This is a genomic window from Mucilaginibacter angelicae (assembly GCF_042434235.1).
Lineage (GTDB): Bacteria > Bacteroidota > Bacteroidia > Sphingobacteriales > Sphingobacteriaceae > Mucilaginibacter > Mucilaginibacter angelicae.
Genome location: NZ_JBHLTS010000077.1, coordinates 1 through 12551 on the forward strand (window position 1 = coordinate 1; position 12551 = coordinate 12551).

General features: G+C 43.8%; 11 protein-coding genes. 6 read left to right on the forward strand and 5 right to left on the reverse strand.

The window, feature by feature from the left end:
* The first annotated feature begins 792 nt into the window (after positions 1-792).
* Complete coding sequence (locus tag ACFFGT_RS27305) at positions 793-1071, forward strand: hypothetical protein (protein ID WP_377025682.1); 279 nt, start codon at positions 793-795, stop codon at positions 1069-1071.
* 186 nt (positions 1072-1257) lie between these two features.
* Here the strand turns inward: ACFFGT_RS27305 and ACFFGT_RS27310 are convergent, their stop codons facing one another.
* The 3 genes from ACFFGT_RS27310 to ACFFGT_RS27320 form a co-directional block, all read right to left on the reverse strand.
* Positions 1258-1563: a hypothetical protein gene (locus ACFFGT_RS27310; RefSeq protein WP_377025683.1), complete on the reverse strand. Its 306-nt coding sequence runs from the start codon at positions 1561-1563 to the stop codon at positions 1258-1260.
* Between the two features lie 4 nt (positions 1564-1567).
* Positions 1568-2284 (reverse strand): pirin family protein, encoded by a 717-nt coding sequence (locus tag ACFFGT_RS27315; protein ID WP_377025684.1) that lies wholly within the window; start codon positions 2282-2284, stop codon positions 1568-1570.
* A 196-nt stretch (positions 2285-2480) separates the two neighbouring features.
* Positions 2481-3065, reverse strand: coding sequence for a Crp/Fnr family transcriptional regulator (locus ACFFGT_RS27320; protein ID WP_377025685.1), 585 nt, complete (start codon positions 3063-3065; stop codon positions 2481-2483).
* Between the two features lie 284 nt (positions 3066-3349).
* Here ACFFGT_RS27320 and ACFFGT_RS27325 point away from each other — a divergent pair, with 284 nt between their 5' ends.
* The 5 genes from ACFFGT_RS27325 to ACFFGT_RS27345 are packed head-to-tail and all read left to right on the forward strand — an operon-like array spanning position 3350 to position 8716.
* Positions 3350-4522 (forward strand): glycoside hydrolase family 172 protein, encoded by a 1173-nt coding sequence (locus tag ACFFGT_RS27325; protein ID WP_377025686.1) that lies wholly within the window; start codon positions 3350-3352, stop codon positions 4520-4522.
* Complete coding sequence (locus tag ACFFGT_RS27330; RefSeq protein WP_377025687.1) at positions 4522-5373, forward strand: fumarylacetoacetate hydrolase family protein; 852 nt, start codon at positions 4522-4524, stop codon at positions 5371-5373. The genes ACFFGT_RS27325 and ACFFGT_RS27330 overlap by 1 nt, the downstream gene beginning before the upstream one ends.
* Positions 5374-5377: 4 nt before the next feature.
* Positions 5378-6595 (forward strand): DUF6786 family protein, encoded by a 1218-nt coding sequence (locus ACFFGT_RS27335; protein ID WP_377025688.1) that lies wholly within the window; start codon positions 5378-5380, stop codon positions 6593-6595.
* Positions 6596-6625: 30 nt separating this feature from the next.
* Entirely contained in the window at positions 6626-7906 is a 1281-nt protein-coding gene (fucP, locus tag ACFFGT_RS27340; RefSeq protein WP_377025689.1) for an L-fucose:H+ symporter permease, read from the forward strand.
* A gap of 21 nt (positions 7907-7927) precedes the next feature.
* The gene (locus tag ACFFGT_RS27345) at positions 7928-8716 is read left to right on the forward strand and encodes an SDR family oxidoreductase (protein ID WP_377025690.1); all 789 of its coding nucleotides are present in this window, start codon (positions 7928-7930) and stop codon (positions 8714-8716) included.
* A gap of 205 nt (positions 8717-8921) precedes the next feature.
* On the opposite strand, the gene ACFFGT_RS27350 is transcribed toward ACFFGT_RS27345, so the two are convergent.
* Both ACFFGT_RS27350 and ACFFGT_RS27355 read right to left on the reverse strand, forming a co-directional pair.
* Complete coding sequence (locus tag ACFFGT_RS27350) at positions 8922-9701, reverse strand: GLPGLI family protein (protein WP_377025691.1); 780 nt, start codon at positions 9699-9701, stop codon at positions 8922-8924.
* A 6-nt stretch (positions 9702-9707) separates the two neighbouring features.
* Positions 9708-12512, reverse strand: a complete 2805-nt coding sequence (locus tag ACFFGT_RS27355) for an outer membrane beta-barrel family protein (RefSeq protein WP_377025692.1) — start codon at positions 12510-12512, stop codon at positions 9708-9710.
* Positions 12513-12551 lie beyond the last annotated feature (39 nt).

The following is a 12551-nucleotide window of genomic DNA, read 5'->3' on the forward strand; positions in this document are numbered from 1 at the left end:
CAAGCCCGCCAGAGCCGATGGTACTGCGGTAAAACGTGGGAGAGTAGGTCGGTGCCAACCTTTATCACCTTTAATGGTGCAACAAATGCTAAAGCCTTAGTCAACAACTAAGGCTTTTTGCGTTGAACACGCTTTGCTCTTCCAGATCCAGGGCCCCCGGAACCCTTTCCATACCCCTCCCCGCTACTGTTCCACTTTTCCCTTTGTCATCCTGAACGCAGTGAGGGATCTTCTGCATTAGGCTGAGCCGCCGTGCATAGCCTCTAAACAAAGCGAAGAAGATGTTTCGCTATCGCTCAACATGACAGAAAATAAATGTTGAATGCAAACAGCTTTTCACCACTCACCATCCCCCGCGTTAGGGATAGGAGCGGATACCGGCCAATGTGAGTAAGGCCTGCAGGCGTATGAGCGTATAGCCCGGCCGAAGGTAACGCCCTGATGAAACCATCACTTTAAATGAACTTTCGTGGCAGGGCCAACTTGTTTCAGCACTCCCGCAACACCTGTAGGTGATTTGTTAATGAAATTCCTTTCCCTTTTGTCGTCCTGAACGATCCGAAAAAATCTAAAAAGCACCGTTAGCTATCGGTCATTTACATCTGCCGTATCGGAGCGTATAATTTATAGGATTTTAATGAGGTGTTCGCTTATTCTATACAAATATATTCGATGATGTGCTTCCGCCGCTTGTCATAAAAAAAACGTTCGGTTATCAACTCTTTAACAAAGGATTTGTTATAAAAAAGAACACGAGTCAGGATAGTAATACTAAACATAAAAAACAAGATCATGTGGACAAAAGATATGAATAAGAAGGTAGCGAGCGCTAAGGCGACAGGCGCTTATGCATTGGGAGCAAGGGCAATAGGTGCTGGTGTAACAGGAGCGTTTGCATTGGGGTGCATTGCGATCGGGTCAATAGCTGTTGGTGCGTTTTATCTTGGGCGGCTATCTGTTAAAAAAGCCTCATTTGGCCATATGCATATTGATAAGCTAACTATCGATGATCTGGAGATTGTAAATGGCAAAATCAATGTTGAGGAGCGTCCTGATGCAAAAGAAATGTAAAACCACCTGAAAAAGGCCGGTTCGCAAAAGGAAGGGTGCTTTCGGTAACGTATGGTGCTGATAGTGGTGATCACTATGGCATCATGGCCATTCTGATCATTCAGGGCATGGATGCCACAGCGGTGAGGGAGCGGATGTAGCAGTGGTTGTTCAGGTGTTCTGCTTCAGGTTACAGCAGCCATTAAGTTAGTTACTGCCTAAGGCCTCAAAAATCTCGGCACTAAGCAGCCCGCTACCTCCGCCAAAATGCTGTACTATCTTGATATCCGGTTTTTGGGTGCAGAAGTATTCGTTCAATTTGCCTTCCGATGTTTCATCAACGCCGCCGCCTAATAGCACTACTTTAAAATCCTCCGAGCTGAATGCCGCAATGGCTTCCTCATCGCTGAGGCAGCCGGTTGCGTTCCAATTAGGATTATTATTTACAAGCCTTACTACAGTGGCCAATATTTCTGGGTGACGGCCAATTACCAGGATCTGTGTCTTTTCCATGATCTTAAAATTTCATTGGTACATCAATCAGTAAAAATTCGGCATCGGTACCCGCTTCAATTGTAAACTTGTCAGTGTCCCAAATACCTAAAGCATCGCGTGAGCTTAATGTTTCTCCATTGACAATCACTTCTCCGCTTAAAACAAATGCATAAACACCGTTGCCTTCTTTTTTGATAGTATATTCGGTACTTACACCTTTATTAAATTTGCCCAGGTGAAACCATGCGTCCTGGTGGATCCATACACCGGCATCATCCGGGTTTGGCGACAATATCTGTTGTAGTTTATTGTGCCTGTCTTCCAGATTTAACGAGATCTGGTCGTAACGTGGTTCAACATTCCTTTTGTTGGGATAGATCCAGATCTGCAGAAATTTAACTTCGCTGCTGCGGTCAAAGTTATATTCGCTGTGGAAAATTCCGGTACCCGCACTCATGGCCTGGATATCGCCGTTTTTGATAACAGCCACATTGTTCATACTATCCTTGTGCTCCAGGTCGCCTTCCAGCGGGATAGAAATGATCTCCATATTATCGTGCGGGTGTTTGCCAAAACCCATGCCCGGATCAACGGTATCATCGTTCAATACCCTTAAAGCGCCAAAGTTCATCCGCTGTGGGTTATAATAACCTGCAAAACTGAATGATTGGTAACTGTGCAGCCATCCGTGGTCTGCATGCCCGCGGGTATTGGCTTTATGTAAAACGGTCTGTGCCATTGTGTGTTTCCTTTAAATTGTAATACAAAGTTAAAGGGGAGTTGCCTGGCGGCACTTGATGTAGGTTAAGAAATTGGTGAGTGGTTGATTAGGTGAGTTGAGAATAGTTAAAAAATAGGTGAATAGTGATATGGTGAATAGAAAATAGTTTACCGCGCATAAACCACTCACCTAATCAACTCAATCAACCACGCACTCACCTCTTCCTCACCATCACACCTTTCATCCGGCTAAAAAATTCGGGGGTTACACCAATGTAGGAGGCAATTTGTTTTTGGGGCAAGTGATCAATCAGGGTAGGATAGCGTTTACAAAAATTATTATAACGCTCCTCGGCAGTAAGGCTCAGGCTGTCGATTAGCCTCTGCTGACTGGCTACCAATGAGTTTTCAGTCAGGATCCTGAAAAAATGTTCAAATTTAGGGATCTGTATATACAGTTTTTCCTGGTTTGCTTTAGAAAGCAGCAGCACATCAGTATCTTCCAGCGCCTCGATGTTCTGGATGCCGGGTTTTTGTGAAATCAGGCTATACATATCGGCTATCCACCAATCGGCAGGGGCAAAACTTAGTACGTGTTCAATGCCGCTTTTATCTACAGTATAGCCCCTTAAACATCCGGCTGTTACAAAAGCCGAATACTTGCACACCTCGCCATAAGTAAGCAAAAATTGCTTCCGCTTTACTTTTTTAGGCTGCAAATAGGCCGTGAAAATTTCCTGCTCTTCGCGGGTTAAATGGATGTGTTTTTCCAGATTGTTAAGTATCAGATTGAGCGGCATATGCAAAAATGTGGTTTATTTAGCTCATTACGCAGAGATGGACAATTAATCTATCCTGTTTTTTACAGGCATAGGGCATTTATTTAATAAATTTTAATTTAGCTTTATCAACCAGCAAATAAGCCATGCCAAAATAAGCGCATGTTATGCTTATAAAGCGGTATGGATAGCGAAAAATTATCAATATGATTGTGAATGGCTTTTAAACAAGGCCTGAAGCATAAACAAATAAACCTGGAGCGCATTACCAATTACTGCGTTAATTGATTTTAAAGATAAATTTTATGGTGAAAAATTATTTTTTAACGATCTGCCTGTTTGTTATTGTTGCTTCGTCTGTTAATGCACAGCAGAAATTTAATGGCCTTGATGTCGGGCTCGGAAACCTTTACCGCGTATCAGATGCTAAAACAAGGTCAATCAGTCCGGAAAACTTTACAGGTGAAAAAGGCAAGGGCGGCATGGCCACTACAGGCACCGGCTCCAATGCCTCGCGAGATCTGGGGCAGACCTGGAAAGTAAGCCCAAGCGTTATCATTAAAAAACATACAACTTTTACCGTTGGCGAAATAAATGGTTCCGGTGCAATTCAGCATATCTGGATGACACCTACCGGAAACTGGCGTTATTCTATACTTCGTTTTTATTGGGATGATGAAACTACCCCATCTGTTGAGGTACCTGTAGGGGATTTCTTTTGCATGGGCTGGGGGGAATACGCACCTGTTCAATCGCTGGCTGTAGCAGTTAATCCTGGCAGTGCTTTCAATTGTTACTGGCCAATGCCTTTTCGCAAAAAATGCCGGATTACTATGGAAAACATTGACGATGAGGATATGGTGTTATATTACCAGGTTGATTATACTTTGACCGATGTACCCGAAGATGCAGGTTATTTCCACGCGCAGTTTCGCCGGGTAAATCCGCTGCCATATAAAAAAGATTATGTTTTGGTGGATAGCATTAAAGGCAAAGGGCAATACGTGGGTACTTATATTGCTTATGGCTCCAATAAAAACGGCTGGTGGGGCGAAGGTGAGATCAAGTTTTTTATGGATGGCGATACTAAATTCCCTACGATAAACGGTACCGGCACGGAGGATTATTTTTGCGGATCATACGATTTTGATACCCGGCACAAGGATGCCGACGGTAAGGAAAAACCAGGCACCGAATACACCGAATTTTGCAGCCCTTATAGTGGATTGCCGCAGGTGATCCGTGGCGACGGGCATTATAATATTGCGCAACGCTTCGGCTTGTACCGCTGGCACATTGTAGATCCTATCCGCTTTGAAAAAAGTTTAAAGGTTACCATACAGGCATTAGGCTGGCGGCATGATGGGCGGTATATGCCTTTGCAGGACGATATTGCTTCAACTGTGTTCTGGTATCAAACCGGCGAACACGGCCCTTTCCCTAAATTTCCCTCAAAAGACGAACTGGAAGTAAACTAATGAAATTATATAAACTTGCCAAAGGTAGCTTACTGCAGCATAACGGTTCATCATATATTATTGATGATGAATGGGATAAATTGATCAACCGTGACGGTTTAGCCGCCTATTTGGAATTGATCACTACGGAGACTACGGCTTTAAGTACCGAGGTAGAGAACGAACATTTAAACGGCAAAATACTGCCGCCGATAGGCAGCCAGGAAGTTTGGGCAGCAGGCGTAACTTATTTACGCAGCCGCGATGCCCGCATGGAGGAATCTGAAACCGGTGCGAGCCTGTATGATAAGGTTTATGATGCTCCCCGTCCCGAGCTTTTCTTCAAGGCGCTTGCCCATCGCGTATCCGGCCATAAGGGCGAGGTTTATATCCGCAAAGATTCGGAATGGAATGTTCCTGAGCCCGAACTTACCTTGTTTGTCAACGCAAAAGGAAATATCCAGGGATACACTATTGGCAATGATATGAGCTCGCGCAGTATAGAGGGAGAAAACGCCCTGTACCTGCCGCAGGCTAAAGTATATGAAAAAAGTGCCGCGCTTGGGCCATGCCTTTATGTTACATCGTCGGCTATCCCCGGCGAAACGGTAATTAGCATGAACATTAAACGTGCCGGTGAGTTGGTTTTTGAAGATGAAACAACCGTATCGCGCATTAAACGTTCCTTTACCGAACTTACCGGTTATTTATACAGCGAATGCGATTTTCCTAACGGATGCTTTCTGATGACGGGTACCTGCCTGGTACCGCCGCCAAGCTTTACTTTGCAGGCAGACGATGTAGTGGAGATTAGCATAGATCATATCGGAACGATGGTAAACGTGATCGGTTTAAATCCCAAACATAAATAACGGTATGATGCAGCTTTTAAAAAAGTCATCATTTGTTTTGCTGCTTGCCGGTTTAGCGTCATGTACTATGCGCAACCCTCAATTACCAATGAAAGGAACTTTTGGATCTGATCTTGATTTTTTAAAAGCGAAGGATAGTGTTATCGTTTTAAGGGATAACAGCGGTTTGGGACAGGTCATCGTTTCGCCAAAATACCAGGCAAAGGTTTTTACCTCGACAGCTGAAGGATTAAACGGCAAAAGCTTCGGATGGATCAAATATGAAACATTCGATCTGAAACAGCCCGACCCGCACATGAATGCTTTTGGCGGTGAAGATCGCCTGTGGCTTGGGCCGGAAGGCGGGCAATTTTCGCTGTTCTTTAAGCCCGGCACCAAAATGGAATTTGCCAATTGGCATACGCCTGCTGCGGTTGATAACGAAAGCTGGGACTTGATCTCCTCATCGGATAAAAAAGTATCCATGAGCAAAAGCACGCATCTGCAAAATTATGCCGGTACCGATCTATCAATTAAGCTGGAGCGTGATGTGGAGATCATGGAGCCGGAAACCATCAGGCAAACCTTGGGTATAGATGAAGATAAAGCAGTAAAATCGGTAGGCTTCAATACGGTAAATACAATTATTAATGCCGGTGATAAAGCCTGGGATAAAACCAGCGGCGCACCATGCTTGTGGAATCTGGATATGTTTACGCCATCGCCCAAAGTGGTGATCGTAGTTCCGTATAATGAAAAAGCCACTGGTAAAGTAGCTACTACCAATTATTTTGGTGAGATCCCAAAAGACAGGATCACTTATAAAAATGGGATCCTGCTGTTTAAAGCCGATGCTAAAAGCCGGGGTAAACTGGGTATCCCGCCAAACCGGGCAAAAAACATAGCCGGCAGCTACGATGCTGAAAACGAGGTTTTAACCATAACCGTTTTTGATGTAGATAGCACCGCTTCCTATCTAAACCAGGAATGGAAAACGGATACAGCACCTTATAGCGGTGACGCGGTAAATGCCTACAACGATGGGCCGCTGGCCGATGGTAAACAGATGGGGCCTTTTTATGAGATAGAAAGCGTATCACCTGCCGCATTCCTTAAACCCGGCGAAAAATTTACGCATAAACATAGTGTATTCCACTTTACAGGCAATAAAGCTGCATTAAATAAAATAGCATTAAAAACGCTGGGGATCTCCCTGGATGATATTTCAGCAACATTTAAATAACAGATCAATATATATCAACCATAAACACTAATGTCAAAAAACAACGCCCTGTTCGCAGTAGCATTAATTACTTCCCTGTTCTTCATCTGGGGGTTCGCGCTCAATCTTAACCCGATCTTAATTCCGCACTTAAAAAAAGCCTGCCAGCTTAATGACCTTCAATCCTCATTGATTGATTCGGCTTCCTACATCGCTTATTTTATATTGCCTATCCCTGCCGCGCAGTTCATGAAAAAATATGGCTACAAAGGGGGGATCATTTTAGGTTTGATACTTTTTTCTACAGGCGCGTTCCTGTTTTTCCCTGCGGCTGCGGTACGTAACTATTCGTTCTTTTTAGCTGCACTGTTCATCGTGTTTTCGGGAGCAGCGTTTTTGGAAACAGCGGCGAATCCTTATATCACTGTTTTGGGTGACCCGGCAGGCGCCGAAAGACGTATCAATTTTTCACAGTCCTTTAACGGTTTGGCCGCTACTCTGGCTCCATTGATCGGTGGGAAATACATTCTTTCGGGCAAGGTATTAACGGATGCAGAGTCGAGCAAAATGTCGCCCGATCAACTGAACGAATATCTTAACCACGAAGCTTCGTCTGTGCAATTGCCATTTATTGTAATAGGCATCGCAGTGCTTGTTGTTGCATTTTTAATTTATCGCACCCACTTCCCGCCAATTGTTGAAGAAACCAGCCATGAAGCAGTTAATGATAACCGCCCGCTTGGTGCAAGAATAGCGGAACTGTTAAAGGTAAAAAGTTTAAGGGCCGGCATTTTGGCAGAATTTCTGTATGTTGGTGCACAGGCTGGTGTAAGCAGCTTCTTTATCCGTTATTCCGAAAAAGTAGCCGGATTTGCTGAAAAACCGGCATCGTTTTATCTTACCATTGCTTCCGCAGGTTTCATGGCAGGCAGGTTTATCGGTACATTGCTCATGCGTTATTTCAACCCGGTTAAGCTGCTCATTACTTATGCCGTTATCAACATTTTCCTGATAGCTATGGCCGTAACGTTAAAAGGCGAAGTTGCTGTTTACGCGCTAATGTGTACCTGGTTCTTCATGTCAATTATGTTCCCAACTATTTTCTCCTTAAGTATTCGTGGACTTGGCGCCAAAACTAAGCTCGGTTCATCTCTGGTGATCATGGGGATTGTAGGCGGTGCTATATTCCCGGTGATCATGGGTAGGGTATCGGATGCTACACATAACATTCAGATGGCGTATATAGTGCCGGGCTTCTGCTTTCTTGGCATTTTGATATTTGCTATTAATAATCATAAAGTTAAAAAGCTGGCAATGGTCGGCAGTCATTAATATATCTATCATCATACTAAAATGAATTTACAACTTACAGATAAGGTAATCATAGTTACCGGCGGGGCCAAGGGTATAGGCGAGGGCATAGTGAAAGTATTAGCTGCTGAAGGCGCTATCCCGGTTATTGTAGGCAGGAGTGAGGCAGATAATCTGAAAGTGGTTCAGGCTGTTGAAGCAGCAGGCCATAAAGCATACCAGGTGGTGGCCGAACTTACCGATCCTAAAGCAAGCGAAAACGCGGTGAACGAAGTGGTGGCCAAACTGGGCCGCATCGACGGATTGGTGAACAATGCCGGTGTAAATGATGGCGTTGGTTTGGAAAGCGGTGATTACGAGGGCTTCATTGCTTCCCTGCATAAAAATATGGTACACTACTACCTGATGGCCCACCATGTCCTGCCCGAACTAAAAAAATCAAAAGGAGCTATCCTCAACATTACCTCAAAAACAGCCGATACCGGCCAGGGGCATACTTCAGGTTATGCGGCATCAAACGGTGGACGTAACGCGCTTACCCGCGAATGGGCAGTTGAATTGCTGAAATATGGGATCCGTGTAAATGCGCTGGTAGTAGCTGAGTGCTGGACTCCGCTTTACGCCAACTGGATCAAAACCTTGCCCGATCCTGAAGCAAAACTAAAAGAGATCGAATCAAAAATTCCGCTCGGCAACCGGATGACCACATCCGAAGAAATTGCCAACACCGTAGCGTTTTTATTGTCGCCTTTATCAAGCCATACCACCGGTCAGTTAATTTATGTTGATGGCGGTTATGTGCATTTAGACAGGGCGCTGGCTAACGCATAAAAAATAAAAATATCCCCCCGTTGACCGTGTCCTCACGGTCAACCTACGTACCATAAAAAAAGCGCCCGTAAGGACACGGACGCGGGGATAAAAATATGTCATTGCGAGGAACGAAGCAATCGTACGGAAGCATAGCCGCTCTGTATAGTATGCGATTGCCACGCTATCGCTCGCAATGACATGTTGTAGAAATCAGTGGCCTCCTTTACAACGAAAACCCTTTTAAATACTGCTTCGCATAAGTCTCCCCCCAGTCTTTCATGGCATTTTGCAGTACGGTAAGGAAGCTTTTGTTATTACCTGCTTTTCCCTTTTTAGGCGCGATGAGCGATTTTTCATCTACCGGTTGTTCGGTAACTTTGGTGGCAAACCAGGTTATGTTTTCGTGCGGCAGGGCAACACCCAATATCATGCCCGGTAAACCATTAAATGATTCAGGCCCACCTGAAACAGGAATCTCGTCGGTATAAAAAGCAACCACATAAATCGAATCAAGAATCAGCCCGTTTGCCCTGCGGCATGTATAGCCTGCAATGTCCCGGGTTTCGCCGGTTAACTTCCATTTAATGTGGCGGGTAGTATCCTTTACTAAAAAGGTTTCTTCAAACACCTTTTTTTGACTTGTACTTATCCCCGTATTAAAATCAGTAAATATGGTATTGTTTTGGATAGCCATCGGCAATTCATCCCCAAAGTTGTTTGGTGTGTATTCCGGCTCTATAGGGGTGAACAAGGTTTGGTTATTACCAAATTTTAGGGTGCTTTTCAATACCTTAAACTGTGGCTTGCTTTTTTTGTACTGATCATACATGGGCTGATACCAGGCTTCATTATCCTTATTAATCATTTTTTGCAGCATTGCCCACATATTTGATGATTTATCATACTCAATGGTGCCGTGAAAGGTAAAGTGCTTGTTGCCCTGCGCCAGTAAGAGGTTTGTGCTGAATAGCAGTATAGTTGTTATGGTTAAAATCTTTTTCATGATAGGTTATTTTTTAGGTGCACCGCCTCCAACTTTGTTAAAATCCCAGGTTAATGAAAACATAAAATATCTCCTGATAGTAGTATAACGCTCCTGGGTAAGTACATTGGCCGATCCCGTACGGTTATAGCCGGTATTTTGATTTAGCAGATCATTACCCGATACGGTAGCTTTCAGGGCATCTTTCATGAATGTTCTGGATATGTTAGCATTCAGCAGGAAGCGTCTGAAATCTTGTGGGAATGATTTTGTTGGCGCGTTATAGGTATAGTTGCCATCTGAGCCGATCTGGAATTTGCCGGGCAGGTAAACGTTGAACCCTCCGTTGGCATTAAATCCGCGGCCGTTGTTAGTCAGTATAGTATTAAGAGATGATGAGTTGATAGTATAAGAAGGTCCCGCCGAGATCCAGGCATCGTACTTTTTTTCCTTATATTTAGATAGCCTGATGCTGCCCGAATAACTATATGATTTAGTTTCGTTAAGCACATCGTTTGAAAGGTTATAGTAAGTATTACCATTACCGGATAATTCAAAACCTGCATTAATGTCCAGGCCGGGAATCTTTCTTTCAAAATAACTATTTACCCAAAAATTACTGGTTGATTTATTTTTAAGGTTTGATGATTGATAAGTACTGATACCGGTGGTAGTATCACGCATTACATTGCTTACAATCGGGTTACTGGTAGTAGAGTATGATCCGCTGATCCAGATATACTGGTTGCTGATCACCTTGTAAGAGTTATAGCTGATGTTATACCTGTTGGTAAACGACGGCTTTAATCCGGCGTTACCTACCTGTATGTTTAATGGGTCGGTGTTTACCCTGACAGGTTGGATCTGATCAATATTGGGCTGCGTGGTATTACCGTTGTAGCTCACACGGATGCTTGATTGCTTGGTGAATTTATATTGGAACGAAGCCTGCGGGTACCAGTTGGTAAAGTTACGTGTAAGGTCGGGAATGTGCCCAAATTCATCAACCTGTTTAAATTTTACGCCTGCAACCTTGGTGCCGAAGTTGAACGAATATTTGGCTTTTTGCAGGTTAAATACTGCACCTCCCTGGTTTGACAGCTGGTTCAGTTTGTAATCGCTGCTGTAAACACTGTCTAAAGCGGTGTAAACGGTAGCTGTGTTAGCCGGTTTATTGAAAGTACGCCTGTCGGCGGTGGCATTGTTTACAGCTAAAGCATAGCTAATGGCGAGGGTGAAATCTTTTGCTAACGGCTCGGTATAGGTTACGTTCGTATTGATGTTAGTACTTTTGGTTTTATTTGCCTTGTATTGATCGAGGGTGTCTTTGTTGGCAAACACGCCAACCGAATCATAGAACTGCGTGTTGGATTTTAAGAACCCTTTGGAATCACTTTCGTTGTAAGCCGTTTTAAAGTTTATCGATAGTGTACGGCTTTTCTTTTTGAATTTTTTGGTATAGAAGGCATTGGCATTAAATACCTTGCTATCAACATTGGCGCTGTTGTCACGGTCGTTACTGTTGATGAGGCTGCCATCAAGGCGGCGGGTTTTCGTGGTGAAACTGCTTCGGGTATCACTATTTCTCAATGTGCCGTCGGCAGTGATCTTCAGGTTCTGCATCGAGTCGAGTTTTACCTGGTAATTTAAATCCAGTTTTTGACGAAACAGGTAGTTATGATTGGTTTGATCGCTGTTGCTGTTTGAAATGTTGCCCGGAAAGTTATTTTGCTGCTGGGTATTCTTGGTGCCATCAACTGTAAGCGAGCCTATCTTATAATTGGTATTTAATGATTCTTTATCGTTATTCCATTTGGTATCATAATGCAGGCCTCCGGTGCGCGCCAATGGTTTGCCTTCGCCGTTATACTGACCGCCAAAGCTGTCAAGATCATCACCACCACCGCCAAAGATATAAATGCCGCCGTCGTCACCAAACTCCATATTACCGCCGCCGCCATACTTGTTGTTATCTTCCCAGCCTAAGCCTGTTTTACCGGTATTACCTATAGTGCCGTAAGCCGAAAACTTTTGCCTGCCCTGGAACCGGTTAAACAAGGCCTGTCCCTGGTAATAACCATCAGTACCTATACCGCCATCAAGCTTGCCAAAGTAGCCGTTCTTTTTATCTTCTTTAAGTTTAATGTTAATAGTTTTATCCTTTACGCCATCATCAATGCCGGTAAATGCGGCCTGGTCGCTTTTTTTATCATAAAGCTGTACTTTATCCACCATATCGGCGCGGAGGTTTTTGGTAACGAGTGTAGGATCATCGCCAAAAAATTCTTCACCATCAACCAATACTTTTTTTACTGTTTGGCCTTGTGCTGTGATCTTGCCGTCTTTATCCACCTCAATACCGGGGAGCTGTTTCAGCAGGTCTTCAACTTTTGAATTAGGCTGGATATTGTAAGCTGCCGGGTTAAACTCGGTGGTATCACCTTTAATTTTGATGGCAGCTGCTTTGCCTTTTACGATAACTTCCTGTAAAAGCCTTTCTTTAAGCAGCATGCTGATCCGGCCAAAATCGTGTGTGGTATGCGCCGAATCTAACGTAAAACGCTCTACAAAATCGGCATAACCGGGGTAGGTTGCCAGTATAATGAATTTCCCTTTGCTTAAATTGTTAATGGTAAATGTGCCATCTTCTTTAACGCGGGTAAATTTTTGAAGGATGGAATCTTTAGCGGTTATAATGCTGATACTGGCGTTTGCTAATTTGGAATTTGCAACGGTATCGGCTAACGTTCCTTTAATGTTGTAATTGGTTTGGGCCGATAAATTTACTGCGCCCACGAAAAATAGCAGTAGTCCAATAATTGTGATTTTCATAAGGTCGATTATGAAAGCCAAAATATAACTAAATGGTTA

Bases quoted from the DNA above. Each gene is read 5' to 3' on its own strand.
- ACFFGT_RS27305 (WP_377025682.1), top strand. From the start codon at position 793: ATGTGGACAAAAGATATGAATAAGAAGGTAGCGAGCGCTAAGGCGACA.
- ACFFGT_RS27310 (WP_377025683.1), bottom strand. From the start codon at position 1,563: ATGGAAAAGACACAGATCCTGGTAATTGGCCGTCACCCAGAAATATTG.
- ACFFGT_RS27315 (WP_377025684.1), bottom strand. From the start codon at position 2,284: ATGGCACAGACCGTTTTACATAAAGCCAATACCCGCGGGCATGCAGAC.
- ACFFGT_RS27320 (WP_377025685.1), bottom strand. From the start codon at position 3,065: ATGCCGCTCAATCTGATACTTAACAATCTGGAAAAACACATCCATTTA.
- ACFFGT_RS27325 (WP_377025686.1), top strand. From the start codon at position 3,350: ATGGTGAAAAATTATTTTTTAACGATCTGCCTGTTTGTTATTGTTGCT.
- ACFFGT_RS27330 (WP_377025687.1), top strand. From the start codon at position 4,522: ATGAAATTATATAAACTTGCCAAAGGTAGCTTACTGCAGCATAACGGT.
- ACFFGT_RS27335 (WP_377025688.1), top strand. From the start codon at position 5,378: ATGATGCAGCTTTTAAAAAAGTCATCATTTGTTTTGCTGCTTGCCGGT.
- fucP (WP_377025689.1), top strand. From the start codon at position 6,626: ATGTCAAAAAACAACGCCCTGTTCGCAGTAGCATTAATTACTTCCCTG.
- ACFFGT_RS27345 (WP_377025690.1), top strand. From the start codon at position 7,928: ATGAATTTACAACTTACAGATAAGGTAATCATAGTTACCGGCGGGGCC.
- ACFFGT_RS27350 (WP_377025691.1), bottom strand. From the start codon at position 9,701: ATGAAAAAGATTTTAACCATAACAACTATACTGCTATTCAGCACAAAC.
- ACFFGT_RS27355 (WP_377025692.1), bottom strand. From the start codon at position 12,512: ATGAAAATCACAATTATTGGACTACTGCTATTTTTCGTGGGCGCAGTA.